This window comes from Streptomyces lancefieldiae (assembly GCF_031845825.1).
GTDB classification, from domain to species: domain Bacteria; phylum Actinomycetota; class Actinomycetes; order Streptomycetales; family Streptomycetaceae; genus Streptomyces; species Streptomyces lancefieldiae.
This window is the reverse complement of record NZ_JAVRFH010000007.1, coordinates 213,641-238,893: the sequence shown is the minus strand read 5'-3', so window position 1 is coordinate 238,893 and position 25,253 is coordinate 213,641. Positions and strand designations below refer to the sequence as shown.

Genomic DNA, 25,253 nt, shown 5'->3' with positions numbered 1-25,253 from the left:
TCCGTCGGCGGGAGCCGTGGTCCACGAGGCCGCGCACCGTCCTGCTCACGGGTGGCGGCGCCGGTGGACCAGTACGGCGAGGGTCACCACCAGGGCGCCCAGGAGCCAGCCGCCGGCGACGTCCGTGGCCCAGTGCACGCCGAGCCACACCCGGGTCATCCCGACACCGGCCACGGAGAGCACGGCCACGGCCAGCGCCGTCAGGTACAGGCCGCGGGCGGCGCCGTAGTGGTGGAGCAGCCACACCAGCAGCCCGCACACGAAGGTCGCGGTCATGGCGTGGCCGGACGGGAAGGCGGCGTAGTGCGCGGAGTCCACGGGGTCGGGCCAGACGGGGCGGGGTCGGTCCACCGCCGCCTTCAGCGCCTGCTGCAACAGGCTGCCCAGCACGCAGGTCGCCCCCAGCCACACGGCCGTCCACCTGTCCCCGCGCCGCCACCAGAGCCACAGGACCACCGCAGCACACAGCAGACGCATCGTCCACGTGTCCCACACCCAGTCCGTGAGGAACCGCATGACGTGCGTGATGCCCCGCTCGTCGACCGCCCAGCGGTGCGTCGTTGCGGCGATGTCGTCGTCCAGGCCGGTCAACGGGCGCCAATCGGCGGCGACCAGGACGAGCAGCAGCACGGAGCACGCGGCCAGCGCCCAGGTGGCGCGGAGGACGGTGCGGGAACGCGGCGGCGTGGGCGGGGAGTCGACGGACGGCGTCTGCATGCTGCGATACTCGCCGAACCGGAGGGCCCGGGGCCAATCCCCGCGGCGCCGGCCCGCCCAGGCCCGCCGCCGCGCCCGCGCCCCCGGGCCGCCACGGGGGCTTGCGGCGCAAGCAATCCCGGGCCGCCACGTGGCTTGCTGTGCTTGTAGTCCTGGGTGGTCGAAGGGGTGCGTCGGCGTCTGTGGCCGGGGTTCTGCGCCGGGCCCGGCCCCGGGCCGCCGCGTCGCTCGCCGTTCTTGCCGTGCCGCCGAGGGACTGCGTCGGCGTCCGGAGCCGCGGGCCGTGGGGAGTTGCGCCGGGCTCGCGATGCCGGGCCGCCGCGTCGTCCGCCGCGCCTGCGGCCACAGGCAGCCGACGGGGCACGCCGCGCTCGCAGCGCCCGCACCCCTCGTTGCCGAAGGTCCGGGCCGCGCCCCAGCCACGGGCCGCCGCGTCGTCCGCCGCGCTCGCAGCGTCCGCGACCCCGGGTGACGAGGGTCCGGGCCGTGCCCAAAGCCGCGGCGCGCCACGTCGTCCGCCGCACCCGCGGCCCTGGTTGCCGAGGGGTACGCCACGCCCCCGGGCGGGGGCCGCCGATCGCGCCCAGCCCGCCAGACCCCGGCCCGTCCGGGCGCTACGCCAGTGCTCGCAGCCCCGGTACGAACGCCACCAGAACCGGTACCACCGGGACCAGCGCGGCCGCCGCCGTCAGCCGCAGTCGACGGGCCGCCGTCAGCCGGTTCGGCGGCGTGAGGAGCCGGTGCACCCGCTGCGGGACATGGGCCTGCGCGGTGGGGCACGGGCCGAACACCCCGCGGTCCTCGTTGAGTTCGACCAACGCCAGGGCGGTCGTCAGCCGGCCGAACCGGCGGGAGGCCACGTCGTCCGCGGCGAGTTCGACCAGGCGGTGCATCTCGTCGCGGAACGCGGCGAACACCGGAACCCGCCCGAACCCGTCCGCCAGCGCGGCCGAACAGTGCAGCAGCCAGTCGTGCCGCGCCTGCGCGTGCCCCTGCTCGTGGGCGAGGACCGCGTCCAGCTGCCGGCCCTTGAGGCGGCGCAGCGCGGCGGTGGTGACGACCAGCTGCGGGGGAGTGCCGGGCAGCCACCAGGCGTCGGGCCGCTCCCCCTCCAGGACGACGAGCCGGTCGGTTCCGGGCACCTCACCGGGCAACACCGGGGCGCGCCGCAGGAGTTCCGCCCGTCGCCGCCGACGCCGGGACCGGGCCCGTACGATCTCCCGGGCCAGCATCGCGGCGCTCCACAGGCCGGCGCAGGCCAACGTGACGGCGGTCGTGTCCGCCCACAGGCCGGACGTGCCGAGCGCGTAGGCCTCGACCACCGGGCGCGGCGCCGTCGCGAAGACGTGTCCGCCCACCGCGTGCCAGGCCGCCGCCGCGCTGAGCGTCATCGACAGCGCGCAGCACACGAGCACCGCCGCGACCACGCACTGCCACACCCACAGCGCGACCACCGGCTCGCGGTCCGGCCAGTCGGCCCGGGCGAGCAGCCGCGGGCCGAGGACGGCGGTCAGGGCGCCGAGCAGCAACAGTGCCGCGGGGAGAATCATGGGGGCAGCCTATGAGCGCCGCGCCCCCGGCAGTACGGCCCGCCGCGCAAAGTGACGCAGGCAACGGTTGCGCGCGGCGTGAACCGGGCCGGCGCGTGCCGCCACCGGTGATCACATGGTGAGCAGCATGGCCAGCATCGCGATCCCCATGGACAGCCGGCAGGCCCGCGCCAGCTCCGGCCGGTCGCCCCACCCGGTCGCCGAGCCGCCACCGGCCACGGCGACGACCGGTATCAGGCGTGCACCGGTCGCCATGACGTAGCCGGTGAAGTAGAGCAGCAGCACCCCGGTCAGCGCGGGATTTCCGGAGGTGCCGTGCCCGTGGGCGTGGGCGGGGGAGCCCGCCATCACCACCGCCATGTAGACCATGGCGGCGGCCCCGACGAGGTGGTGCAGATGGTGCCGGTCGGACCGGGCCGCCCACAGGGCGTGCAGCCCCGCGGCACCGAACAGCACCGCGTAGGCCGGCCAGGCCCAGGCCGGTGGGGTGAACACCGCTGCCGGCACGGCCATGGCGGCCATGCCGAAACCCATGAGGGCCTCGCCGCCCGCGGCACGGCGCTGCTCCTCGACGCCGCTGCGCATCCGCAGCAGGCAGTAGGCGCCGGTGGCCGCGCACAGCGCGACCAGCAGCCACCCGGACGACGCCGATCCGTGCACGCGCGCCTCCCCGCTCGACGTTCGACGGTCGCTCAAGGACTGCCCGAGCCACGCGGCGCGCACGCGAGCGCAAGGGTGTACACGGGGGGTATTCGGGGGAGCGCGGTGGGTCGCGGCTGGTCGGCGCCGGGGCCGAGGTCACATAGCGGTAGTCGTTTACTGGTAAAACACCTGTTAAGCTAAATTCCATGAGCAGTGCGACCCCCACCTCCGGCACCTCACTCGGCCGACGTCTGTCCCTGGCAGGCGTGCTGCGCCTGCGCCGCCCCTCCGACATCTGGTTCAAGCCCGCCCTGAGTTCGGTCGCCGCCGTCGCTCCGCCCAACCTGATCCTGCTGGCGCTCGGCCGGCTCGACCTGGCGATGTACACCATGGCCGGGTCCCTGTGTGCCCTCTACGCGCACAACCGCCCCTACGCCGCCCGGGCCCGCACCCTGGCGTGGGTGGTCCTCGGCATGCTCGGCGGCGTCGCCGTCGCCCTGGTCACCGCCTCGTTCACGCGGAACGCCGTCGTGCTCGTCACCGTCGGCGCCCTGCTGGCCGCCGTGCAGAAGGCACTGTGCGACGCCACCCGTGTCGGCCCGCCGGGCAATGTGGTCCTGACCTTCATCAGCTCCGCCTCCCTGTTCGTCCCGCAGACCCTCGGACAGGTCCCCGGACATCTGGCACTGGGCGCCGCCGCGGGCGCCTGGGCCTGGCTCGTCGGCATGGCACCCGCACTCCTGCGCCCGCACGGGCCGGAACGCCGGGCCACCGCCCAGGCACTGAACGCCGCCGCCGCGTACGCCGACACCCGCGGCACCGGCGACGGCCACGTCCCCGCCCGCGCCGCCGGGTACGCCGCCGTGCAGGCCGCCTGGCAGACGCTGCTGTCCCTCCCGGCGACCGGCGCCCGCGCCACCACCCGGCACGCCCTGGAACGCCTCGTGGTCCGCGCCGAGGTCGCGCTCGCCGCGCCCGCCGACATGGACCCGGAGCGGTTGCGCGGCTGGGCCCGCGCCCTGCGCGGCACCGGCCGGATCCCCCGCACCGGCGACTCCCCGGGGGTCGCCGACGAACTCCTCGGTGTGGACGCCGAACTCGCCGCCCGCCCCGCGCCCCTGTGGCAGCGGCTCGGTCCACTCACCCCGATCGCCGTGCGCACCGCCCTCGGCTGCGCGCTGGCCGGCTACGCCTCCCTCGCCCTCGGCATCGGCCGCCCCTACTGGGCCCTGGTCACCGCCGCCGCGCTGTACCAGGCCAACATGGCCCTGACCTGGAGCCGGGCCGTCCAGCGCGTCGTCGGCAACGTCGCCGGAGTGCTGCTGTTCGCCGCCATCGCCCCGCTCGCCCACCTCGGGCAGGCCCTCCTCGTCCTGTTCTGCGTCGCCCTCAACTTCGGCGCCGAGGCGCTCATCACCCGCAACTACTGGCTCGGCTCCGTCTGCGTGACCCCGATGGCGCTCCTCGTCACCGAGTTCGCCGGCTACCAGGAACCCGGGGAGCTGATCACCGAGCGGGTGGTGGACACCCTCGTCGGCGCACTGGTCGGCTTCCTGGCCGCCGTGGTCGTCACCAACCGGCGGGCCGGGGACCGCGTCGAACAGGCGGTGACCGCCGCCGACCGAGCCCGCGAACGCGCCGCCCGTCTCCTGGCGGAGCCCGACCCGGCCCCCGGCGCCCTGGAGGCCGCCCGCCGGGGGCTGGTCGCCGCGCTGACCGACCTGCGGGCCACCGTCGACGGGGCCGCCGGTGAGTGGTGGGGGCGTGCGCTGCCCCAGGAGAGGGTCGTGCTCGCCGAGCAGTCGGGACACCGTACGCTCGCCGCAACGGTGCGACGCCAGGCAGCGCGTCCGGACCGGGACACGGGCACGAGAACGGAGGACGTACTGCGATGACCGCAAGCGACGGGGGCTCGGCGACCGGGGGCGACGCGAGAGGGGGAGCGGGCGGGGACACCGTCGCCGCGGTCGTCCGGCAGTGGCGGGCCGTCCACCCCGACCTCGACACCGGCCCGATGGAGATCATCGGCCGCATCAACCGGTGCGCCGCCCTCCTCCAGCAGGCCGAGGACGCCCCGCTGCGGCGGGCGGGCCTCAGCCGCGCCGAGTTCGACCTGCTCGGCGCGCTGCGCCGCACCGGGCACGAGCTGACCCCCGGGGAACTGGCCCGCGAGACCTTCTCCTCCGGCGCCGCCGTCACCAAGCGCCTCAAGCAGCTCACCGAGCGCGGCCTGGTGGAGCGGCGCGGCGACACCCGCGACCGCCGGGTCGCCCACGTCCGGCTCACGGACGCCGGACGCGACCTCGTCGACGGCATCCTGCCCGATCAGCTCGCCTACGAGTCCGCCGTCCTGTCCGGCGTCGAGCCACCCGCCCAGGGCGAGCTCGCCGCGCTCCTCGGCGTACTGCTGGGCCAGCTGGAGGGGCGCCTGGACGCGCTCCGGATCTGAGGCGCCGCCCCTGGGCGTGCCTCCCGTGGCATCGCCCTGCGGTGGCTTTCCCCCGCCCATACGGGTGGGGCGCCTTCGCGCGGCGGTGCCTTCCGGTGTACCGGCGGTTCAGCGCTCGTCGCCCGCCCGGCGCACGCCGAACATCGCGCCCTGCGGGTCCCGCAGTACCGCGATGCGCGGTCCTTCGGGCACGGAGGTGGGCAGCATGAGCACGGTGCCGCCCCCCTCGGTGGCGTCGGCCGCCGCGGTGTCCACGTCCGCGACCGCGAAGTACGGCAGCCAGTGCGCGGGCACCTCGTGCGGGAACTTGTCGTCCATCGTCACCATGCCGCCGAAGTCCGCCCCGTCGATCCCCCACCGGGGATAGCGCTCGGAGGCGGTGACGCTCCAGCCGAACACCGTGGTGTAGAAGTCGGCGGCCCGGTCCGGCTCCCGGGTCAGCAGCTCCACCCAACCCAGCGAGCCGGGCGCGTTGAACAGCCCGGCGCCCGGGAACGAGCCTCCCTGCCAGAGCTGGAACACCGCGCCCGTCGGATCCACGGCCACCACGGAGCGGCCCAGGTCGAAGACGTCCGTGGGGCCCTGCGGCACCGCTCCGCCGGCCGCCGTCACCTGCCGTACGGCGGCGTCCGCGTCGCGCACGGCGAACGACACGTTCCAGGCGACCGGCCGCGCCTGCTGGTACAGCGGGGTCAGGGCGGCGACCGCCGCGTCACCGAGGCGCGCGATGGTGTAGCCGCCGGCCTGCTGCCGCGGGTCCGTCTCGGGGCGCCAGCCGAACAGCTTCGTGTAGAACCGCTTGGCTGCTTCCAGGTTGCTGGTCCCCAGCTCGGCCCAGCAGGGCCCGCCGGTCACCGGTTCGTGGAGCTTCATCGCGTGGGGCGTCCTTCCGCCGAGCCGCGGCCGTCCGTCCCCAGCACGCTAAGGCCGGGCCAGGACGGCGGCCATCCGGCACGTACCGCCGCGGAGGTTCAGATCCCGGGCCGGTAGCGCAGCGGGTGGTCCGCGGGGACCTCCACCAGCACGATCTGCGTGCCGTCCGGGTCCGCGATCCACATCTCCACGAGCCCCCACGGCTCCTTGACCGGTGGCCGGACGATCTCGACGCCCTTCGCGCGCAGCTCGTCGTGGGCCGCTGCCGCGTCCTCGACCTGGAGCCACAGCTTCAACGCGGGGGTCACCGGCGCCTCGGAACGGCCGGAGACCTCCAGGAAGCCTCCGCCGAGGAAGTAGACGGTGCCCCGCTCGGGCCCGGTGCCGAACTCCCGGTGGACGGCCAGGCCGAGTTGTTCGCCGTAGAAGGCGCGGGTCCGGTCCGGGTCGGTGGGGCGGAGCAGGGTCCGGCTGCTGAGTACGTACACCATGCGTCCGGAGCCTAACGGCAGCGTTACCCTCGTCGGTGCCGCCCCGCGCCCCAGAACGAACCGGAGACGCCCCGCATGGACACCGCCGCCATCACACTGACCTACCGCGAAGCCACCGACGCCGACGTGGACGCGATCGTCGCGCTCGTGGAGTCGGCGTACCGAGGGGAGTCCAGCCGGGCAGGCTGGACCACCGAGGCGGACATCCTCCAGGGCCGGCGCACGGACCGGGAGGGTGTGCTGGCGGTCGTCAACGCGCCGGGCAGCCACCTGCTGACGGTCGAGCGGGACGGCGGGATCGCCGCCTGCTGCCAGCTCGAGCACCGCGGTCGACACGCCTACTTCGGGATGTTCGCCGTCAGCCCCGAGCTCCAGGGCGCGGGCCTCGGCAAGACGATCATCGCGGAGGCGGAGCGGCGGGCCCGCGAGGTGTGGGGTGTGACGGAGATGCACATGACCGTGATCTCCGTGCGTGAGGAACTCATCGCCTGGTACGAGCGCCGCGGCTACCGCCGCACGGGGGAGATGACCCCGTTCCCGTACGGCGACGAGCGCTTCGGCATCCCGCAGCGCGACGACCTCCAGTTCGAGCTGCTGGTCAAGCCGCTGGTCTGAGGCTCAGGCCGTGAAGCGGCCGGTGCGTTTGATCTCCGGGTAGTCGGTCGTCGCGCCGTCCAGGCCGAGGGCGCGCACCAGCCGCAGATGGTCCTGGGTGTTCACGGTCCAGGAGAAGACCCGCAGGCCGGCCTTGCGGGCCCGCTGCACGATCTCCAGCGTGATCCGGTTGATGTCCAGGCACAGCGTCCCCGCCCCTGCCTCCACGGCGCGGTCCACGACGTCGGTGCCGTAGTACTGCGCGACCAGGGCGGTGCGCACCCCCGGCACCAGCCGGGCGATCTCGACGAGGGCCTCGTCGTGGAACGAGATCACCTCCACCCGGTCCACCAGGTCCCGCCGGAGCATCACCTCCGCGAGCGTCCGCGCGGCCGCCGCGTCCTTGATCTCGGCCTGCAACGGCACGGACACGGCGTCCAGCACCTCCTCGAAGACCGGGATCCGCTCCCCGCGGCCCGCGTCCAGCGCACGCAGCTCCTCGAGGGTCTGCTCGGCGATCGCGCCGGTGCCGTCGGTGGTGCGGTCCACCTCCGCGTCGTGCATGACGACGAGCGCGCCGTCCTTGCTCAGGTGCAGGTCCAGTTCGACGACGTCGAGCCCGGCCTGCTCGGCGGCGACGAAGGAACGCAGGGTGTTCTCGGGTTCGACACCCATCACTCCGCGGTGACCGATGGTGAGGAAGTTCAAGGCTCGACTCGCTTCCGTCGACGGCGGCGATGGCAGGGCGCAGCCTAACGGCCCTGCGGGATCGTTTCCCCTCTGCCGCGCTGGGTATACGGAATCAGGCATCCCGCAGGAAAAAATGCGGTGAAGCCCTAGGTGTAGCAGGATTATTTACGGGGGCTCCCCTTGAAGGGAGGAACCTCGTGCGCATACGGTGTCCTGACTCAAGCTTCTCCCGTGGAGGATGGGACATGACGGAAATTCTTGTGCAGGTGGGTGCGGAGGAGAAAGTTCCTCCGGTCGGCAGGGTGGTGGAGCACCCGGCGTGGCCCGTGCTCAAGGATGCCGTGGAGCGGATCCGGCCATGGCAGTCCAAGGACGGGTCGATCGACTTCGACGCCGAGGGCGCGCCCGACCGGGACGCCGCCGAGGACGCCGTACGCCGTGTCACCGGGGCCGTCCAGGAGCTGTCCCCGCTCCTCGCGCACGACCGCGCCTATCACGAGGCCCTGGTGACGGACTTCGGCCGCTGGGCCGACGGCGGCTTCCAGGTGCCCGACTTCCTCGACTCGCTGCTGGCCTTCCAGCCCGCCGTGAGCCGCGCGGACGGCCTCCAGCACCTGGTCGTCTTCCCGATGTACACCCAGAACGGCAACCCGGACCGCAACCTCGAGGCGGTCGTGCTGCGCATGGTCTGGCCCGACTGGCTGGCCGAACTGGAGCGCACCCGCTACGACAACCCGCTGTTCTGCGGCATCACCTTCGAGGACTTCACGTCCGGCTACGACACCAACTCGGCCGTCCTCTTCCCGGAGACCATCGCCGTGCGCGAGGCGCCGGAACGTTTCTCCTGGGGTGGCATCTTCTGCGACCGCGAGGCCGCCCGTTTCCGCCGCGTCACCGAGGCCGCCGTCGGCATCCTGGGCCTGGAACTGCCCGAGGACGTCGCCGCCATGGTCCACGACCAGAAGCGGTGCGAGGAGGCGTTCGTCCTGTGGGACATGGTCCACGACCGCACCCACAGCCACGGAGACCTGCCGTTCGACCCCTTCATGATCAAGCAGCGCCAGCCGTTCTGGATGTACGGCCTGGAGGAGCTGCGCTGCGACCTCACCGCCTTCAAGGAGGCCGTGAAGCTGGAGGCCGACGGCGTCCCGCAGGCCCGTGACGTGCAGTACGCGGTCCTCTTCGACCGGATGTTCCGCTTCCCGGTCACCGGCGAGCGCGTGCGCAACTACGACGGCCTCGGCGGCCAGCTCCTCTTCGCCTACCTGCACAAGCACGACGTGGTCCGCTGGACGGACAACAAGCTCTTCATCGACTGGCAGCGCGCCCCGCAGGTCACCAACCAGCTCTGCGCCGAGATCGAGACGCTCTACCGCGACGGCATCGACCGCCCCAAGCTCGTCCACTGGTTCGCCGGCTATGAGCTGGTCTCCACCTACCTCGCCCCGCACCCGGGCTCGAAGTGGGCCAAGGGACCCGACGCGCTGGACCTGAACCTGCCTCCGCGCAAGCTCGTCGACGACGTGCTTCCGGACGAGTTTCCGCTGAGCATGTTCTACGAGGCCCTGTCCAAGAAGCTGAAGAACGTGATCGCCTCCACCAAGGGCATCACGGCGGACGGTGCCGAGCGGGCCGCCGCGTGAGCGACGGCATGCGGGAACAGGCCCAGCGGGAACAGGCTCAGCAGGTACAGGCTCGGGAGGCGAGGACCATGGGGAACGGGGCGCTCGACGGCGCGGTGATCGCGGTGGCCGGAGCGGGCGGACCCGCCGGACGGGCCGCGCTGCTGCGGCTCGCCGAGGCGGGTGCGACGGTCGTCGGCTCGGACAACGACCCGGAGCGGCTGGCGGAGGCCGTCGACGCGGCGCGCTACGCGCACGGCGGCGCCGCGGTCACCGGTGAGACGGTCGACCTGCTCGACCTGGACTCCACCCGCGCGTGGGCCGACCGCATCGAGAAGGAGTTCGGCCGCGTCGACGGTCTGGTCCACCTCGTCGGCGGCTGGCGCGGCAGCCAGAACTTCACCAAGACCGACCTCGGCGACTGGGACCTGCTGGAGAAGCTGCTCATCCGCACCGTGCAGCACACCTCCCTCGCCTTCCACGAAGCCCTCCAGCGCAGTGCCCGCGGCCGCTACGTCCTGATCAGCGCAGCCGGCGCGACCCACCCCACCGCGGGCAACGCCGCCTACTCGGCCGCCAAGGCGGCCGCGGAGGCGTGGACGCTGGCCATGGCGGACTACTTCCGCAAGGCGGGGGGTGAGCAGGGGCCGACGTCGGCGGCTGCGATCCTGGTGGTCAAGGCGTTGGTGCACGACGCGATGCGCGCCGAGCGCCCCAACGCGAAGTTCGCGGGTTTCACGGACGTGCGTGACCTCGCCGAGGCCGTCGCCGGAGTCTGGGAGAAGCCCGCCGCGGAAGTGAACGGAAACCGTCTGTGGCTGACCGAGAAGCCGTGAACCCCCCGAAGACCGACGCGCGTCGCCACCACGACCCCGAGGTCCGCGGTTTCGCCAGTGACAACTACGCCGGCGCGCACCCCGAGGTGCTCGCCGCCCTGGCCCTGGCCAACGGCGGGCACCAGGTCGCGTACGGCGAGGACGAGTACACCGAGAACCTCCAGCGTGTGATCCGCAGCCACTTCGGGTCCGGCGCCGAGGCGTTCCCGGTCTTCAACGGCACCGGCGCCAACGTCGTCGCGCTCCAGGCGGTCACCGACCGCTGGGGCGCGGTGATCTGCGCCGAGAGCGCGCACATCCACGTCGACGAGGGCGGCGCCCCCGAGCGGATGGGCGGCCTGAAGCTGCTCACCGTGCCCACGCCCGACGGTAAGCTCACACCCGAGCTGATCGACCGGCAGGCGTACGGCTGGGACGACGAGCACCGCGCGATGCCGCAGGTCGTCTCGATCACCCAGAGCACCGAGCTCGGCACCCTCTACACGCCCGACGAGATCCGCGCCATCTGCGAGCACGCCCACGCGCACGGCATGAAGGTGCACCTGGACGGTTCGCGTATATCCAACGCCGCCGCCTCCCTGGACGTTCCGATGCGGACGTTCACCAACGCGGTCGGCGTCGACCTCCTCTCGCTCGGCGGCACCAAGAACGGCGCCCTGTTCGGCGAGGCGGTCGTGGTCCTCAACCAGGACGCCGTGCGCCACATGAAGCACCTGCGCAAGCTGTCGATGCAGCTGGCCTCCAAGATGCGCTTCGTCTCGGTGCAGCTCGAGGCCCTGCTCGCCAAGGACCTGTGGCTGCGCAACGCCCGGCACGGCAACGAGATGGCCCAGCGGCTGGCGGAGGGCGTCCGCGCCGTGCACGGGGTGGAGATCCTCTACCCGGTGCAGGCCAACGCGGTCTTCGCCCGGCTGCCGCACGAGGTGAGCGAGCGTCTGCAGAAGCGGTTCCGCTTCTACTTCTGGGACGAGGCCGCGGGCGACGTCCGCTGGATGTGCGCCTTCGACACCACCGAGGACGACGTGGACGCGTTCGTGGCGGCGCTCAAGGAGGAGATGGCGCGGTAGCGGGCAACACCCGAGGTCTGCATAGGTATGCGGTCACCTGAAAAGTCATTGACTGATGGGTGATCGTGTTCCTATGCTCTGCGGGCATGGAGCTGATCCAGGAGACCCACGACCTGTCCGCCTATCTGGCCGCCGACGAGGTCATCGACCACGACCACCCCCGCGTACGGGAGGTGGCCGGACGCCTCGCGAAGGAGGCGGAGGACTCGTATGTCTATGCACAACTGGCGTTCGAGTTCGTACGCGACACCATCCCGCACTCGCAGGACGTCGGCGATCCGCGCGTCACCTGGCGCGCCTCCGACGTCCTGGAGCAGCGCACCGGCATCTGTTACGCCAAGGCGCACGCGCTGGCCGCGCTGCTGCGGGCCGAGGACATCCCGACCGCGCTGTGCTATCAGCGCTTCGACGTGGTGCACGGGCTCGTCGCCGTACGGTTCAACGGGGCCTGGCACCGGCAGGACCCGCGCGGCAACAAGCCCGGCGTGAACGCGCAGTTCTCCCTGGGGAGGGAGCGGCTGGCCTTCACGCCGGACTTCGAGGCGGGGGAGGAGGACTACCCGGAGCTGTACGCGGCACCGCATCCGGTCGTGCTGGACGCGCTGAGGGCGGCCACCGACCGACCGCACCTGTGGGCGATCCTCCCGCCCGCGCTGTCGTCGTAGCCGGAGCGGCCCGCCCCGGCCGGGGTCAGTGCGCCTCGGCCGTGCGCAGCTGCTCCGGCGTCGGGGCCGTACCGCCGAGGTGGGCCGGCATCCACCACGTGTCGTCGGCGCCCCTGGGGCGCACCGGGTAGGCGCGCTGCGCGGCCTCCAGCAGCTCCTGCACGCGCTCGCGCAGCCGACGGGTGATGGCGCCCGCGTACTGCTCGCGGGAGGCCTCCAGCGCCTCGCCGACCCGGATGGTGACCGGGATGTGGCTGCGCCTGAAGTTGCGCGGGTGCCCCTTGGTCCACAGCCGCTGGGTGCCCCACACCGCCATCGGGACCAGCGGAACGCCCGCCTCCTGCGCCAGGCGCGCGGCGCCCGACTTGAAGCTCTTGAGCGTGAACGACTCGGAGATCGTCGCCTCCGGGAAGACTCCGATGATCTCACCGGACCGCAGCGAGTCCAGGGCGTGCGCGTACGCCGCCTCGCCCTGCTTGCGGTCCACCGGGATGTGCTTCATCCCCCGCATCAGCGGACCGGAGACCCGGTGCCGGAAGACCGACTCCTTCGCCATGAACCGCACCAGCCGCTTCTGCGGAAGCGCCGCCAGGCCGTTGAAGATGAAGTCCAGGTAGCTGATGTGGTTGCTCACCAGTACGGCGCCGCCCGAGCGCGGGATGTTCTCCGACCCACGGCAGTCGATCTTGAGGTCCCACACCTTGAACATGGTGCGGGCGAGACCGATGACCGGGCGGTAGACGAGTTCTGCCATGGGCGGGTCGGGCCCTTCCTTCTCTGCCTGGGAAGGGGAACTCCCAGTCGAAAGTTACGCAGCCGTAGGTTTACGGCTTGTCGCAGATCGTGCCCCAAGAACGGCCGGTGTACCAGCCTTGGTGCCCCGCCGTGGCGAGATCCTCATCACGTCATCGGCCGCCGTGTGGCCGAATCACGACGGTGGGAAGGGAATCTCCGCCGTCCCACGAGTGCTGACCTGTACGACGATCGGACAGATGGCGCGTGCGAAGCGTGTCGACGGAGTGCCGCGGTGGCGGCGGAACGGGGGCACGCGGGTGCGCGGGCGGAGCGACGGCAAGCGGTTCGACGCGGCCGGAACGGGGCTCGCTGCGGCGGGCCCGCGGCTCGACGCGGCCGGTCGCCGGCTCGACTCGGCCGGTCGCCGGCTCGGCGCGGGCGACCTGGGCGCGGCACTGGGGGAACGCGCCACGCTCGTGCAGTTCTCCACCGCCTTCTGCGCCCCCTGCCGGGCCACCCGGCGGATCCTCGCCGAGGTCGCCGGTATGGTCCCCGGCGTCGCCCACGTCGAGATCGACGCCGAACACCGCCTGGAGCTGGTGCGCGCGCTCGACGTGCTCAAGACCCCGACCGTGCTGGTCCTCGACGCCGGCGGCCGCGTCGTACGGCGCGCCGTCGGCCTGCCGCGCAAGGCGGATGTCATCGCCGCGCTGGGGGAGGCGGTGTGACCACCACCACGCCGGTCGTGAGGCGTTCTCCACAGCTCTCACATCCCGGGACGTATTTGACTGTGCGCGCCACCCATCGTCAGCCTGCCCGTACTGCTTCGCTCTCTCTCCCCGGAGCGAGGCGCAACGCAGAAGGACACCCCGTATGACGGCCACCCCCGACCTCGCCGCGCCGCGGCTCGCCACCGCCGACCTGCTGCGGTCCGTCTTCCGGCGGCACGCGGCGGGGGTGGCCGTGATCACCGCGCGCGGAGAGTCCGGCCGCCCGGTCGGTTTCACGGCCACCTCCCTCACCTCTGTCTCCACTCAGCCGCCGATGCTCTCCTTCGGCATCGGTACCGGATCCTCCAGCTGGCCCGCGGTGTCGGCGGCCGACCACGTGGGGGTCCATCTGCTCGGTGAGCATCAACGGGACCTCGCGACCACCTTCGCCCGCAGCGGTGCCGACCGCTTCGGCGCGCCCACCGCCTGGCGGGAGGGCCCCGAGAGCGTGCCGGTGCTGGACGACGTACTCGCCTGGCTGGTGTGCCGCGTCGTCGGCCGGGTGCCCGCCGGGGACCACCGCATCGTCCTGGCCGAAGTGCTCCTCGGCGATCCCACGGGCACCGGCAGCCCCCTGCTGTACCACCAGGGGCGGTACAACGGCCTGCGCGACTGATCTCCCCCGCGACGCCCCTTGGGGGCGCCTCTGCGAACCCGTCGAGTTCCGGTTACGCTGCGTTGCGAAGGTCACAGTTCAAAGCGCTTGCTTAGCGGGAAAGAACTGGATGTACTGACGAGTAATATTCCGGGCGGAGCGCGGATCGCCCCGACCGGGATCGGCCGCTTGAGGCGCCTATGCTGCCTGCAAGCAGGCAGTACTGAAATGTCGATGCAGTAGGAGAGCCGGCGTGAGCTTGAGGATCGTTGTCACTGTGAAGTACGTGCCCGACGCCACTGGCGACCGGCACTTCGCCGATGACCTGACCGTCGACCGGGACGACGTGGACGGTCTGCTCTCCGAACTGGACGAGTACGCGGTCGAGCAGGCGCTGCAGATCTCTGAGAACGCGGACGACGACGTCGAGGTCACCGTCCTGACGGTGGGCCCGGAGGACGCCAAGGACGCCCTGCGCAAGGCGCTGTCCATGGGCGCTGACAAGGCGATCCACGTCGAGGACGACGACCTGCACGGCACCGACGCCATCGGCACCTCCCTGGTCCTGGCCAAGGCCGTCGAGAAGGCCGGCTACGACCTGGTGATCTCCGGCATGGCCTCCACCGACGGCACCATGGGCGTGGTTCCCGCGCTGCTGGCCGAGCGCCTCGGTGTGCCGCAGGTGACCCTGCTCTCCGAGGTCTCCGTCGAGGGCGGCACGGTCAAGGGCCGCCGCGACGGCGACTCCGCCACGGAGCAGCTCGAGGCGTCGCTGCCGGCGGTCGTGTCGGTCACCGACCAGTCGGGCGAGGCGCGCTACCCGTCCTTCAAGGGCATCATGGCGGCCAAGAAGAAGCCGGTGGAGTCCTGGGACCTCTCCGACCTCGACATCGACGAGGACGAGGTCGGTCTCGAGAACGCCTACACGGTCGTGGAGTCGGCCGCCGAGCGCCCGGCGCGCACCGCGGGCACGATCGTCAAGGACGAGGGCGAGGGCGGCAAGCAGCTCGCCGAGTTCCTCGCGGGCCAGAAGTTCATCTGAGCCCCGGACCCGCAGACCGCCCCTCATATCTCGCAAGCAGGAGAGAAGAAGTCCCATGGCTGAAGTTCTCGTCTACGTCGACCACGTGGACGGCGCCGTCCGCAAGCCCACTCTGGAGCTGCTGACGCTGGCCCGCCGCATCGGCGAGCCGGTCGCCGTGGCCCTCGGCAACGGCGCCGGCGACACCGCCGCCACGCTCGCCGAGCACGGCGCGGTGAAGGTGCTGACCCACGAGGCCGCCGAGTACGCCGACTACCTGGTCGTGCCCAAGGTGGACGCCCTGCAGGCCGCCCACGAGGCCGTGTCCCCGGCCGCCGTGCTGGTCCCGTCCTCCGCCGAGGGCAAGGAGATCGCCGCCCGTCTGGCGCTGCGCCTCGGATCGGGCGTCATCACCGACGCCGTCGACCTGGAGGCCGGCGACGAGGGCCCGGTGGCCACCCAGTCGGTGTTCGCCGCCGCCTTCACCACCAAGTCCCGTGTCTCCAAGGGCACCCCGGTCATCACGGTGAAGCCGAACTCGGCCGCCGTCGAGCCGGCCCCGGCCGCCGGTGCGGTCGAGGCCCTGTCGGTGTCCTTCTCCGCCCAGGCGACCGGCACCAAGGTCACCGCGCGCACGCCGCGTGAGTCGACCGGCCGCCCGGAGCTGACCGAGGCCGCGATCGTCGTCTCCGGCGGCCGTGGCGTCAACGGCGCGGAGAACTTCGCGATCATCGAGGCGCTCGCCGACTCGCTCGGCGCGGCCGTCGGTGCCTCGCGCGCCGCGGTGGACGCGGGCTGGTACCCGCACACCAACCAGGTCGGCCAGACCGGCAAGTCCGTGTCGCCGCAGCTGTACATCGCCTCCGGCATCTCCGGCGCGATCCAGCACCGGGCCGGCATGCAGACCTCGAAGACGATCGTGGCGATCAACAAGGACGCCGAGGCCCCGATCTTCGACCTGGTCGACTACGGCGTCGTCGGCGACCTCTTCGACGTCGTCCCGCAGCTGACCGAGGAAGTCGAGAGCCGCAAGGGCTGAGCAGCCCGTCGGATCGACGCCGAGGCCCCCGCGACCGTCCTGGTCGCGGGGGCCTCGGCGTCTGCGCAGGATGGTGTTGACCGGCGACGGACCGACAGATAACTTCGCTGTACGGATTATTGATTCCGTTCAGCGGAAAACAGGAGGGTGTGGGATGGGTCAGCAGGAGAAGGTGGCAACGAGCCTCGCAGGCGCCGTCGGCGAGGAGATCAGCGCCTCCCTCGCACCGGTCGACGCGGAACTCGAGCGCCGCTACCCCGGAGACCCGGGCACCCGCCAGCCCGTCCACACGGTCTACGTACCCGGCGACGTCTTCGCCGCCGACACGATCCGCTCCTGGGGCGACCGGGCCCTCGCCGCCCTCGACGAGCACGCCCCGGACGCCGCGTCCTTCGCCGCCGTGCTGGGGCTCACCGACGATCTCGCCGAGCCGGTGTACTCCCGGGTGCGCGCCAAGCTGGAGCGCGAGCCGGTCGAGGACCTGCGCGTCGACTTCGAGGACGGTTACGGCAACCGGTCCGACGCCGAGGAGGACGAGGCCGCGGCCCGCGCGGCCCGGCTGATCGCCGAGGCGTACGACCAGGGCACGGCGGCCCCGTACATGGGCATCCGCATGAAGTGCATGGAGGCCCAGGTGCGCGACCGGGGCATCCGCACGCTCGACGTCTTCCTCAGCGGCCTGATGGAGGCCGGCGGCCTGCCCGACGGGCTGGTCCTCACGCTGCCGAAGGTGACGTACCCCGAGCAGGTCACCGCCATGGTGCGTCTCCTGGAGGCGTTCGAGAAGGCACGCGGACTGGAGCCCGGCCGGATCGGCTTCGAGATCCAGATCGAGACCAGCCAGTCCATCCTGGCCGCCGACGGCACCGCCGCCGTCGCCCGCATGATCCAGGCCGCCGAGGGCCGCGCCACCGGCCTGCACTACGGCACCTTCGACTACAGCGCCTGCCTCGGGGTCTCCGCCGCCTACCAGGCCAGCGACCACCCGGCCGCCGACCACGCCAAGGCGGTGATGCAGGTCGCCGCCGCGGGCACCGGTGTACGCGTCTCGGACGGTTCCACCAACGTCCTGCCGGTCGGCGCCACCGAGAAGGTCCACGACGCCTGGCGGCTGCACTACGGCCTCACCCGCCGTGCGCTGGCCCGCGCCTACTACCAGGGCTGGGACATGCACCCCGGCCACATCCCGACCCGGTACGCGGCCGTCTTCGCCTTCTACCGCGAGGGCTTCGAGCAGGCCGCCGCCCGCCTCGCCCGCTACGTGAGCCGCACCGGCGGCGACGTCATGGACGAGCCCGCCACCGCCAAGGCCCTCAGCGGCTATCTGCTGCGCGGCCTGGACTGCGGTGCCCTCGACATCGGCGAGGTCGCCCGGCTCACCGGCCTGACCCGCGCCGACCTGGAAGGCTTCTCCTCGCCGCGGCGGGGCGACCTCACGGCATCGGCGCAGTAGGCGGCGGCTGGGCCCCGGGGAGCGGCCCGTCGGTCCGGCCGGAGAGCACGTACCGCTCCAGGCCGGACGCCGTCACCCGCTTCTCCTCGGCGAACAGTCGCGTTCCCCGCTCGCACAGCCGCCGGTCGGCCCGCGCCCGGGCGCAGAACTCCTCGGGTGTCACCCCGAACAGCTCGCGCAGCCGGGCCGACCCCTGCAGCAACTCGGTGAGCAGCGGGCGCTGTTCGCCCGGGTGCCGACGCGGTGCCCCATTGCCGTCGTGCAGGACTCCGTGGCGGTTGACGTAGGCGTACGTCCCGCGCAGCACCGTGCCGTCGGCCGTCTCGACGCGCACGTCGGTCGCGGGGAGCCAGGCCCGGTCGAAGTTGCCGGCCGCCATCGGCACGCCCTCGCTCGCGTCGATCACGGCGAGCTGCTCGGCGTCGAGCCAGAGGACGAACAGCTCCCGGACGACGCCCGGGGCGCGCACCGGCGAGGCGGACACATAGCCCATACGGCTCACATGGGCGGAGACACCGACGTCGACGCCGGTGACCCGGGACTTGACCATCGGGATCGGCGAACCGATCCCGAACTCGGCCATCTTGTGGCGCAGCTGTCCCGGGCTCGCGTTCGAGCCGATCGCGAGCACGGGAACCCGGTCGGCACCGTCCTCGTGCACCGGCCCGTCCAGCGGCAGCAGCCGGTCCCCGTCGAGCAGCCCCGACTCCCGCGGCCACGCGCCCGGGTACAGCAGCGGCTCCTCACGCGGCACGCCGGCCAGCCCGAGCGCTCGCAGCGTCCGGTCCTCGCCGAGTGGCTTCGGCACGGTGGGGTTCCCTCCCGGTGGTGGGACGGCGGTCGCGGAGGTCGTACGCGGGAACGTCCGAGGGCGGCACGGCTGCCCTCGGACGTTGCCGCCCAGTCCCCGGTCCCGGGGCGCTCAGTCCGCCGGCGGCAACTCGCCCGAGCCCCGGGTGACCAGCCTGGTCGGCAGTTCGATGCGGTCGGGCGAGAGCAGGGTGCCGTCCAGTTGCCTGAAGAGCCGCTCGGCGGCGGTGCGGCCGAGGGCCGCCGCGTCCTGGGCGACCACGGTGACGCCCGGCTGGAGCAGGTCGGCGAGCTCGATGTCGTCGAAGCCGACCAGGGCCACGCCGCGGGCCTGCTCGGCGAGGACGCGGATCACGGTGACCGTCACCCGGTTGTTGCCGGTGAAGATCGCGGTGACCGGATGGGCATCGGCGAGCATGTCCTCGGCCGCCCGGCGCACCCGCACGGGGTCGGTGACGCCCAGCGACATCCAGGAGTCCTTCACCGGTATGCCCGCGTCCTCCATGGCCGCCCGGTAGCCGCGCAGCCGCTCGGCCGCGGTGTGGATGCGGGGCATGTCACCGATGAAGCCGATCCTGCGGTGCCCGTGCGCGATGAGGTGGGCGACGCCGTCGCGGGCACCGCCGAAGTTGTCGGACAGCACCACGTCGGCGTCGATCCGCCCCGCCGGACGGTCCACGAACACCGTGGCGACGCCCGCCTTGAGCTCCGGCTCCAGATACCGGTGGTCGTCCCCGGCGGGGATCACCACCAGTCCGTCCACGCGCCGCGCGCACAGCGCCAGCACCAGTTCCTGTTCGCGGTCCGGGTCCTCCGCGCTGGACCCGTTGATCAGCAGGGCGCCGTGCGCGCGGGCCACCTCCTCCACGGCGCGGCTGAGCGGCCCGTAGAAGGGGTCGGCCAGGTCCTCCAGGACCAGCCCGATGCTGGCGGTACGGCCCTTGCGGAGCACCCGCGCGCTGTCGTTGCGGCGGAAGCCGAGCGCGTCGATGGCCTCCTGGACGCGGCGCTCGGTCTCCGGGGTGACGCCCGGCTCCCCGTTGACCACCCGGGAGACGGTCTTGAGGCCGACCCCGGCCCGGGCGGCGACGTCCTTCATGGTCGGGCGATTGCCGTAACGGTTCCCGGGGAGGCGGTCTGCGCGGCGGGGCGTCTCGGGCACGGTGCGGTGTCCTGTCCTGTCGTCCACGGGATTGCGTCGGCTCCTGTCGTCCACGGGGGATGCCTGGGTGATGCACTTGTATGAGGATGTGGCGTCGAGCATAGAGCCTGGACAACGTTGTCAGATGCGGGAGATACTGTCCATCGCACTCTCCGGTCCCCGTCCCCACCGCGGGACCGGTCTACTGCATGTTCATGTGCTCGTCATTTTTCGTTTTTTCGGTCCGACGGGGAGATCCGACTCTGATGCACACCGACCTCGTGGCTGCGCTGGACATCGGCGGCACCAAGATCGCCGGAGCGCTGGTGGACGGCCACGGCCGCATCCAGGCCCGCGCACAGCGTGCGACGCCCGCCCAGGAGGACGGCGACACCGTGATGCGGGCCGTCGAGTCCGTGCTCGGCGAGCTGGCCGCGTCGCCGCTGTGGGGGAGGGCCACGGCCGTCGGCATCGGCAGCGCCGGCCCGGTCGACGCCTCCGCCGGCACGGTCAGTCCGGTCAACGTGCCCGGCTGGCGCGACTACCCGCTCGTCCGGCGGGTCCGCGCCGCCGCCGGTGACCTGCCCGTCGAGCTGATCGGCGACGGCGTGGCCATCACGGCGGCCGAACACTGGCAGGGCGCCGCCCGCGGGCACGACAACGCGCTGTGCATGGTGGTCTCGACGGGTGTCGGCGGCGGTCTGGTCCTCAACGGCCGGCTGCACCCCGGCCCGACCGGAAACGCCGGGCACATCGGCCACATCAGCGTGGACCTGGACGGGGACCCCTGCCCGTGCGGCGCGCGCGGCTGCGTGGAACGCATAGCGAGCGGCCCCAACATCGCCCGGCGCGCACTCGACGCCGGCTGGCGCCCGGGCCCTGACGGCGACACCTCCGCCGCAGCGGTCGCCGCCGCCGCGCGCCTGGGGGACCCCGTCGCCGTGGCCTCCTTCGAACGGGCGGCACAGGCCCTGGCCGCCGGAATCGCCGCCACCGCGACCCTCGTCGAGATCGACATCGCCGTGGTGGGCGGGGGGGTGGGCAAGGCGGGCGACGTGCTCTTCGCCCCCCTGCGCAAGGCCCTCACCGACTACGCGACCCTGTCCTTCGTGCAGCGCCTGACGGTCGTGCCCGCCCAGATGGGGACGGACGCGGGGCTGGTGGGCGCGGCCGCGGCGGCGCTCACGAGGACGGCGGGCGTGACCCCGGCGCGGGTCTGAACCGAACCCGAACCCGAATCCGGGCCGAACGCGGGACCGGAAGGCGGGGGAGAGCGCAGGGGTCGTGTGGCGGGCCGTCCCGGCGGGTCGGTACCGGTCCGGGCTCGAGAGGCGCGTGCGGGTGAGACGGCCGGTACGGGCGCGGGGTGGTGTGCTGCACCGGGCGCCCCCGGCCGGCCGGTGCCGGCTCGGGCCTGAGTGAGCGTGGGCGTGCGAGGCCGGCGGGTCCGGGTGTGGGCGTGCGAGGCCGGCGGGTCCGGGCGTGGGCGTGCGAGGCCGGCGGGTCCGGGTGTGGGCGGGCGAGGTCGGCGGGTTCGGGCGTGGGTGTGTGGGCGGCCGGCGGGTCCGGGTGTGGGCGTGCGAGGCCGGCGGGTTCGGGCGTGGGTGTGTGGGCGACCGGCGGGTTCGGGTGCGGGCGGGCGAGGTCGGCAGGTCCCAGCGTCGGGTTGCGAGAGCGGCTGGTCCGGAGTGCGGGAGTCCGGGCCCGGGACGTCCGAGGCCGACCGGGGCACGAGTCCGGTCGGCCCGGGGCCCGGGCGGGGCGCGCGTGGTCCATTCCGTGACTTGTGCGGCCCGGACCGTGACCCCGGCGCCGTGGCGCAGTTGGAGCAGGCATGAAGAAGCGCAGCATGCTCGCCATCGCCTCCCTCGCCACCGGTTTCGTCGTCGCGGCCGTCAGTCCGTCCCACGCCGCCCCGGAGGGCCTTCCGATCCACCTCGAGATGGACCCCGTCGGCATCGTCAACGACACGGTCCACACCGAGAACCTCGCCCTGGACCAGGAAAACCTCAGGCAGCTTGGCTGACGCACACCGACCCACACGCACCAAAAGCAACAAAAGCACCACAAGCACCATCCGGACCACGCGGCGCCGGTGCCCCTCCGGGGGGCGCCGGCGCCGTCCGCGTACGCCCTCAACTGGGCCTGGTTTCCGTGGCAGGGTGAAGCGGGCAAGCCTCAGGGGGCCAACGGAAGAGGGGGACCTGTGACCGTCGTCTGGATCAACGGCGCGTTCGGTGCGGGCAAGACCACCACCGCACGGGAACTGATCGAACTGATCCCGAACAGCGCGCTCTTCGACCCGGAAGTCGTCGGCGGTGCGCTCGCGCGGCTGCTGCCGCCCAAACGCCTCGCCGAGGTCGGCGACTTCCAGGATCTGCCGATCTGGCGCCGCCTCGTGATCGACACGGCGGCCGCCATGCTCGCCGAGCTCGGCGGGACCCTCGTGGTCCCGATGACCCTGCTGCGCCAGGAGTACCGCGACGAGATCTTCGGCGGCCTCGCCGCCCGCAGGATCGAGGTCCGGCACGTCCTGCTGGCTCCGGCCGAAACGATCCTGCGGGAGCGGATAGCGGGCCGCGACATACCGGAGGGCCCGGCCGACGGCGAGATACGCGTGCGGCAGTGGTCGTACGACCACATAGAGCCGTACCGGGCCGCCCTCGCGTCGTGGCTGACCGCCGACGCCCACCCGGTCGACACCGGCGCCCTCAGCCCCTACGAGGCCGCCGCCCGCATCGCCGAGGCCGTCCATGCCGACGCCCTCCCCGTCTGCGACATCGTGCAGACACCCGAGCCCACCGGCGAGACCGTCGCCGCCGGCGTCCTGCTCTTCGACGAGCAGGACCGCGTCCTGCTCGTCGACCCCACCTACAAGCCCGGCTGGGAGTTCCCCGGGGGAGTCGTCGAACCCGGCGAGGCGCCCGCCCGCGCCGGGATGCGCGAGGTCGCCGAGGAGACCGGCATCCGCCTCGACGACGTACCCGCCCTGCTGGTCGTCGACTGGGAATCGCCCGTGCCCCCCGGCTACGGCGGTCTGCGGCTGCTCTTCGACGGCGGTCGGCTCGATCCCGCGGACGCCGGCCGGGTGCTGCTGCCCGGCCCCGAACTGCGCGACTGGCGCTTCGTCACGGAGGACGAGGCCGCCGACCTCCTGCCCCCGGTCCGCTACGAGCGTCTGCGCTGGGCCCTGCGGGCCCGGGAACGCGGGGCCGCACTGTATCTGGAGGCGGGCACTCCGGTCGGCTGACGTCAGCCGGTCGCCCCGTGGGCCCGCGCCGCTTCCCGGAGCGCCTCCGCGGCCCGGCGGATCACCGGATCCCCGTGCCCGAAGCAGGCCACCTCCGCGTCCAGGTCCGCCAATCGCCGGAAGGAGTCGACGGCCCGGTCCCGGTCGACGTTGAACACACCGAGCATCACACCGCCGTCGACCGGCGACGCGGCGACGGCGTCCCCCGTGAACAGCACACCGTGACTCGGGAGGAGGAGCGCGATGCTGCCGTCCGTGTGACCGGGGACGTGGACGACGAGTGCCCCGCCGCCGAAGTCGAGGACGTCACCGCCGGACACCTCGGTCACCTGCGCGGGCCGGTCGAAGCCGCCGGACGGCGTCCGCGTGCAGCGGGCGCTCCCAGTCCTCGAACACGGGCGGCGGGCCCGGCACCTCGCCCCGTACGACGGGCGCCTCCAGGGCGTGGGCCACCACCTCGGCCCCGGTGAGCGCGGCGACCTCGCCCGCCCCGCCCGCGTGGTCCTCGTGGAAGTGGGTGAGGACGACACGCCGTACGCGTCCGGCGGCCCGTGCCGAAGCGGCGATGCGCGCCCCGGACCCGGCCGGCCCGGCGTCGATGAGCGTCAGCTCGTCGCCGTCGCGCCAGAGGTAGGCCTGGCCGACCGGGAAGCGCAGCAGGTGCAGGCACGGGAGGAGCTCGACGATGTCCACGGCACGAGCGTAGGCAGGGGCCCGCCAGGTGGCGAGGACGCTCTGCCGACGGCAGAGCGCGGGCCGGACCGGCTCAGCTCGCCGCGTAGTTGCGCAGGAAGAGGGCCTCCGCGACCGACAGCCGCTCCAGTTCCTCGGGGGACACGCTCTCGTTCACGGCGTGGATCTGCGCCTCCGGCTCGCTCAGGCCGATCAGCAGGATCTCCGCCCGCGGGTACAGCGCGGCCAGCGTGTTGCACAGCGGAATCGAGCCGCCCTGACCGGCGTACTGCATCTCCTGGCCCGGGTACGCCACCGCCATCGCGTCCGCCATGGCCTGGTACGCCGGGCTGGTGGTGTCGGCGCGGAACGCCTGGCCCTGCCCGATCTGCTCGACGCCGACCCGGGCACCCCACGGCGTGCGCGTCTCCAGGTGTGCCTGGAGCAGCTTGGTGGCCTCGGCCGCGTCCACGCCCGGCGGCACCCTCAGGCTCACCAGCGCGCGGGCACTCGCCTGCACCGACGGGGTGGCACCGACGACCGGCGGACAGTCGATGCCGAGCACCGTGACGGCCGGGCGGGCCCAGATGCGGTCGGCGACCGAGCCGGAGCCGATCAGCTCCACTCCGTCGAGCACTCGCGCGTCCCGGCGGAACTGCTCCTCGTCGTACGCCAGCCCCTCCCACCGGCTGTCCGTCGCCAGGCCGTCGACGGTCGTCGAGCCGTCCTCGGCGCGCAGCGAGTCCAGTACGCGGATCAGCGCGGCCAGCGCGTCGGGCGCCGCACCGCCGAACTGGCCCGAGTGCAGGTTGCCCTGGAGGGTGTCCACCTTCACGCGCACGAGCGTCATGCCGCGCAGCGTCGAGGTGACCGTCGGCAGCCCGACCCGGAAGTTGCCCGCGTCGCCGATGACGATGGTGTCCGCTGCCAGCAGCTCGGGGTGCTGCTCGGCGTACCGCTCCAGGCCGCCGGTGCCCTGCTCCTCCGAACCCTCGGCGATGACCTTGACGTGCACCGGCACGCCGCCGTTCGCCTTCAGCGCGCGCAGCGCGAGCAGGTGCATCAGCACGCCGCCCTTGCAGTCGGCGGCACCGCGCCCGTACCAGCGGCCGTCGCGCTCGGTCAGCTCGAACGGCGGGGTGGCCCAGCCGGCCTCGTCCAGCGGCGGCTGCACGTCGTAATGGGCGTACAGCAGCACCGTCTTGGCACCCTCGGGCCCGGGCAGGTACCCGTACACCGACTGCGTGCCGTCCGGCGTGTCGAGCAGGTCCACGTCCTGGAAGCCCTCGGCGCGCAGCGCCGCGGCTATCCAGTTGGCGGCGCCCACGCTCTCGCTGCGCGGGAACTGGTCGAAGTCCGCCACCGACTTGAAGGCCACCAGCGCGGTGAGCTCCTCCTTCGCCCTGGGCATCAGGGAGGAGACGGTCTCGGCGACCGGATTCGACGACATGGGCACGCTCCTTGTGGGTGCGACGTTGTACCGATGAGTACGGGGATCCTCCCACAGTGGCCTGCGGCAATGCCGCCGTAGGATGCGGGGGTCAGGTGCGGCATGCGGTTTGATCGGAGCA

Annotated in this window: 25 protein-coding genes and 1 pseudogene; 15 read left to right on the top strand and 11 right to left on the bottom strand. The window is 72.9% G+C overall.

Annotation, left to right across the window (positions count from 1 at the left end):
* Positions 1-45: 45 nt before the first annotated feature.
* From RM812_RS09930 to RM812_RS09920, 3 genes are all read right to left on the bottom strand, one after another.
* Positions 46-717 carry a phosphatase PAP2 family protein gene (locus RM812_RS09930; protein WP_311572056.1) on the bottom strand — a complete coding sequence of 224 codons (672 nt, stop codon included), beginning with the start codon at positions 715-717 and terminating at the stop codon, positions 46-48.
* A gap of 614 nt (positions 718-1,331) precedes the next feature.
* Entirely contained in the window at positions 1,332-2,267 is a 936-nt protein-coding gene (locus RM812_RS09925) for a M56 family metallopeptidase (protein ID WP_311572055.1), read from the bottom strand.
* A gap of 111 nt (positions 2,268-2,378) precedes the next feature.
* Positions 2,379-2,927 carry a DUF5134 domain-containing protein gene (locus tag RM812_RS09920; protein WP_311572053.1) on the bottom strand — a complete coding sequence of 183 codons (549 nt, stop codon included), beginning with the start codon at positions 2,925-2,927 and terminating at the stop codon, positions 2,379-2,381.
* A 188-nt stretch (positions 2,928-3,115) separates the two neighbouring features.
* Between RM812_RS09920 and RM812_RS09915 the strand changes: the two genes are divergently transcribed.
* Together RM812_RS09915 and RM812_RS09910 are read left to right on the top strand one after the other, a co-directional pair.
* A complete protein-coding gene (locus RM812_RS09915) occupies positions 3,116-4,804 on the top strand; it encodes an FUSC family protein (RefSeq protein ID WP_311572052.1) in 1,689 nt (562 codons plus the stop codon).
* Positions 4,801-5,358 carry a MarR family winged helix-turn-helix transcriptional regulator gene (locus tag RM812_RS09910; RefSeq protein ID WP_311572051.1) on the top strand — a complete coding sequence of 186 codons (558 nt, stop codon included), beginning with the start codon at positions 4,801-4,803 and terminating at the stop codon, positions 5,356-5,358. Before RM812_RS09915 ends, RM812_RS09910 begins: the two co-directional genes overlap by 4 nt.
* Before the next feature lie 108 nt (positions 5,359-5,466).
* Here the strand turns inward: RM812_RS09910 and RM812_RS09905 are convergent, their stop codons facing one another.
* Positions 5,467-6,231 carry a VOC family protein gene (locus RM812_RS09905; protein WP_311572050.1) on the bottom strand — a complete coding sequence of 255 codons (765 nt, stop codon included), beginning with the start codon at positions 6,229-6,231 and terminating at the stop codon, positions 5,467-5,469.
* Between the two features lie 98 nt (positions 6,232-6,329).
* Positions 6,330-6,722, bottom strand: a complete 393-nt coding sequence (locus RM812_RS09900; protein ID WP_311572049.1) for a VOC family protein — start codon at positions 6,720-6,722, stop codon at positions 6,330-6,332.
* A 75-nt stretch (positions 6,723-6,797) separates the two neighbouring features.
* On the opposite strand from RM812_RS09900, the gene RM812_RS09895 reads away from it, so the two are divergent.
* Entirely contained in the window at positions 6,798-7,337 is a 540-nt protein-coding gene (locus tag RM812_RS09895) for a GNAT family N-acetyltransferase (protein ID WP_311572048.1), read from the top strand.
* Between the two features lie 3 nt (positions 7,338-7,340).
* On the opposite strand, the gene RM812_RS09890 is transcribed toward RM812_RS09895, so the two are convergent.
* A complete protein-coding gene (locus tag RM812_RS09890; protein ID WP_311572047.1) occupies positions 7,341-8,024 on the bottom strand; it encodes a glycerophosphodiester phosphodiesterase in 684 nt (227 codons plus the stop codon).
* 227 nt (positions 8,025-8,251) lie between these two features.
* Here RM812_RS09890 and RM812_RS09885 point away from each other — a divergent pair, with 227 nt between their 5' ends.
* The 4 genes from RM812_RS09885 to RM812_RS09870 all read left to right on the top strand — a co-directional run bounded on the left by RM812_RS09885 (position 8,252) and on the right by RM812_RS09870 (position 12,196).
* Positions 8,252-9,649, top strand: a complete 1,398-nt coding sequence (locus tag RM812_RS09885) for a DUF6421 family protein (protein ID WP_311572046.1) — start codon at positions 8,252-8,254, stop codon at positions 9,647-9,649.
* A 68-nt stretch (positions 9,650-9,717) separates the two neighbouring features.
* On the top strand, positions 9,718-10,464 hold the full coding sequence (locus RM812_RS09880; protein WP_311572093.1) for an SDR family oxidoreductase: 747 nt from the start codon (positions 9,718-9,720) through the stop codon (positions 10,462-10,464).
* Positions 10,461-11,531 (top strand): threonine aldolase family protein, encoded by a 1,071-nt coding sequence (locus tag RM812_RS09875; RefSeq protein WP_311572045.1) that lies wholly within the window; start codon positions 10,461-10,463, stop codon positions 11,529-11,531. The genes RM812_RS09880 and RM812_RS09875 overlap by 4 nt, the downstream gene beginning before the upstream one ends.
* An 86-nt stretch (positions 11,532-11,617) precedes the next feature.
* On the top strand, positions 11,618-12,196 hold the full coding sequence (locus RM812_RS09870) for a transglutaminase domain-containing protein (RefSeq protein ID WP_311572044.1): 579 nt from the start codon (positions 11,618-11,620) through the stop codon (positions 12,194-12,196).
* A 25-nt stretch (positions 12,197-12,221) separates the two neighbouring features.
* Here RM812_RS09870 and RM812_RS09865 read toward each other — a convergent pair whose 3' ends face one another.
* Complete coding sequence (locus tag RM812_RS09865) at positions 12,222-12,950, bottom strand: lysophospholipid acyltransferase family protein (RefSeq protein ID WP_311572043.1); 729 nt, start codon at positions 12,948-12,950, stop codon at positions 12,222-12,224.
* A 238-nt stretch (positions 12,951-13,188) separates the two neighbouring features.
* On the opposite strand from RM812_RS09865, the gene RM812_RS09860 reads away from it, so the two are divergent.
* The 5 genes from RM812_RS09860 (at position 13,189) to RM812_RS09840 (ending at position 17,809) form a co-directional block, all read left to right on the top strand.
* Positions 13,189-13,659 (top strand): thioredoxin family protein, encoded by a 471-nt coding sequence (locus RM812_RS09860; protein ID WP_394816434.1) that lies wholly within the window; start codon positions 13,189-13,191, stop codon positions 13,657-13,659.
* Positions 13,660-13,804: 145 nt separating this feature from the next.
* Positions 13,805-14,317: a flavin reductase family protein gene (locus RM812_RS09855; RefSeq protein WP_311572042.1), complete on the top strand. Its 513-nt coding sequence runs from the start codon at positions 13,805-13,807 to the stop codon at positions 14,315-14,317.
* A gap of 232 nt (positions 14,318-14,549) precedes the next feature.
* Positions 14,550-15,338, top strand: a complete 789-nt coding sequence (locus RM812_RS09850) for an electron transfer flavoprotein subunit beta/FixA family protein (RefSeq protein WP_311572041.1) — start codon at positions 14,550-14,552, stop codon at positions 15,336-15,338.
* A gap of 55 nt (positions 15,339-15,393) precedes the next feature.
* Positions 15,394-16,356 (top strand): electron transfer flavoprotein subunit alpha/FixB family protein, encoded by a 963-nt coding sequence (locus tag RM812_RS09845; protein WP_311572040.1) that lies wholly within the window; start codon positions 15,394-15,396, stop codon positions 16,354-16,356.
* A 154-nt stretch (positions 16,357-16,510) separates the two neighbouring features.
* Positions 16,511-17,809 carry a DUF6986 family protein gene (locus tag RM812_RS09840; RefSeq protein ID WP_311572039.1) on the top strand — a complete coding sequence of 433 codons (1,299 nt, stop codon included), beginning with the start codon at positions 16,511-16,513 and terminating at the stop codon, positions 17,807-17,809.
* Here the strand turns inward: RM812_RS09840 and RM812_RS09835 are convergent.
* Positions 17,790-18,617 (bottom strand): hypothetical protein, encoded by an 828-nt coding sequence (locus RM812_RS09835; RefSeq protein WP_311572038.1) that lies wholly within the window; start codon positions 18,615-18,617, stop codon positions 17,790-17,792. The two genes, RM812_RS09840 and RM812_RS09835, sit on opposite strands and share 20 nt — an antisense overlap.
* A gap of 114 nt (positions 18,618-18,731) precedes the next feature.
* Complete coding sequence (locus RM812_RS09830; protein WP_311572037.1) at positions 18,732-19,808, bottom strand: LacI family DNA-binding transcriptional regulator; 1,077 nt, start codon at positions 19,806-19,808, stop codon at positions 18,732-18,734.
* 218 nt (positions 19,809-20,026) lie between these two features.
* On the opposite strand from RM812_RS09830, the gene RM812_RS09825 reads away from it, so the two are divergent.
* The 3 genes from RM812_RS09825 (at position 20,027) to RM812_RS09815 (ending at position 23,010) form a co-directional block, all read left to right on the top strand.
* Positions 20,027-20,980 (top strand): ROK family protein, encoded by a 954-nt coding sequence (locus tag RM812_RS09825; RefSeq protein ID WP_311572036.1) that lies wholly within the window; start codon positions 20,027-20,029, stop codon positions 20,978-20,980.
* Positions 20,981-21,594: 614 nt separating this feature from the next.
* Positions 21,595-21,786 (top strand): hypothetical protein, encoded by a 192-nt coding sequence (locus RM812_RS09820; RefSeq protein ID WP_311572035.1) that lies wholly within the window; start codon positions 21,595-21,597, stop codon positions 21,784-21,786.
* A gap of 180 nt (positions 21,787-21,966) precedes the next feature.
* Positions 21,967-23,010 carry an NUDIX hydrolase gene (locus RM812_RS09815; protein ID WP_311572034.1) on the top strand — a complete coding sequence of 348 codons (1,044 nt, stop codon included), beginning with the start codon at positions 21,967-21,969 and terminating at the stop codon, positions 23,008-23,010.
* Positions 23,011-23,012: 2 nt separating this feature from the next.
* Here RM812_RS09815 and RM812_RS09810 read toward each other — a convergent pair.
* Positions 23,013-23,703, bottom strand: a pseudogene (locus tag RM812_RS09810) (MBL fold metallo-hydrolase).
* Positions 23,704-23,776: 73 nt separating this feature from the next.
* A complete protein-coding gene (locus tag RM812_RS09800; RefSeq protein WP_311572032.1) occupies positions 23,777-25,132 on the bottom strand; it encodes a dipeptidase in 1,356 nt (451 codons plus the stop codon).
* Between the last annotated feature and the right edge of the window lie 121 nt (positions 25,133-25,253).

Bases quoted from the DNA above. Each gene is read 5' to 3' on its own strand.
- RM812_RS09930 (WP_311572056.1), bottom strand. From the start codon at position 717: ATGCAGACGCCGTCCGTCGACTCCCCGCCCACGCCGCCGCGTTCCCGC.
- RM812_RS09925 (WP_311572055.1), bottom strand. From the start codon at position 2,267: ATGATTCTCCCCGCGGCACTGTTGCTGCTCGGCGCCCTGACCGCCGTC.
- RM812_RS09915 (WP_311572052.1), top strand. From the start codon at position 3,116: ATGAGCAGTGCGACCCCCACCTCCGGCACCTCACTCGGCCGACGTCTG.
- RM812_RS09910 (WP_311572051.1), top strand. From the start codon at position 4,801: ATGACCGCAAGCGACGGGGGCTCGGCGACCGGGGGCGACGCGAGAGGG.
- RM812_RS09905 (WP_311572050.1), bottom strand. From the start codon at position 6,231: ATGAAGCTCCACGAACCGGTGACCGGCGGGCCCTGCTGGGCCGAGCTG.
- RM812_RS09900 (WP_311572049.1), bottom strand. From the start codon at position 6,722: ATGGTGTACGTACTCAGCAGCCGGACCCTGCTCCGCCCCACCGACCCG.
- RM812_RS09895 (WP_311572048.1), top strand. From the start codon at position 6,798: ATGGACACCGCCGCCATCACACTGACCTACCGCGAAGCCACCGACGCC.
- RM812_RS09885 (WP_311572046.1), top strand. From the start codon at position 8,252: ATGACGGAAATTCTTGTGCAGGTGGGTGCGGAGGAGAAAGTTCCTCCG.
- RM812_RS09880 (WP_311572093.1), top strand. From the start codon at position 9,718: ATGGGGAACGGGGCGCTCGACGGCGCGGTGATCGCGGTGGCCGGAGCG.
- RM812_RS09870 (WP_311572044.1), top strand. From the start codon at position 11,618: ATGGAGCTGATCCAGGAGACCCACGACCTGTCCGCCTATCTGGCCGCC.
- RM812_RS09865 (WP_311572043.1), bottom strand. From the start codon at position 12,950: ATGGCAGAACTCGTCTACCGCCCGGTCATCGGTCTCGCCCGCACCATG.
- RM812_RS09860 (WP_394816434.1), top strand. From the start codon at position 13,189: ATGGCGCGTGCGAAGCGTGTCGACGGAGTGCCGCGGTGGCGGCGGAAC.
- RM812_RS09855 (WP_311572042.1), top strand. From the start codon at position 13,805: ATGACGGCCACCCCCGACCTCGCCGCGCCGCGGCTCGCCACCGCCGAC.
- RM812_RS09845 (WP_311572040.1), top strand. From the start codon at position 15,394: ATGGCTGAAGTTCTCGTCTACGTCGACCACGTGGACGGCGCCGTCCGC.
- RM812_RS09840 (WP_311572039.1), top strand. From the start codon at position 16,511: ATGGGTCAGCAGGAGAAGGTGGCAACGAGCCTCGCAGGCGCCGTCGGC.
- RM812_RS09825 (WP_311572036.1), top strand. From the start codon at position 20,027: ATGCACACCGACCTCGTGGCTGCGCTGGACATCGGCGGCACCAAGATC.
- RM812_RS09820 (WP_311572035.1), top strand. From the start codon at position 21,595: ATGAAGAAGCGCAGCATGCTCGCCATCGCCTCCCTCGCCACCGGTTTC.
- RM812_RS09800 (WP_311572032.1), bottom strand. From the start codon at position 25,132: ATGTCGTCGAATCCGGTCGCCGAGACCGTCTCCTCCCTGATGCCCAGG.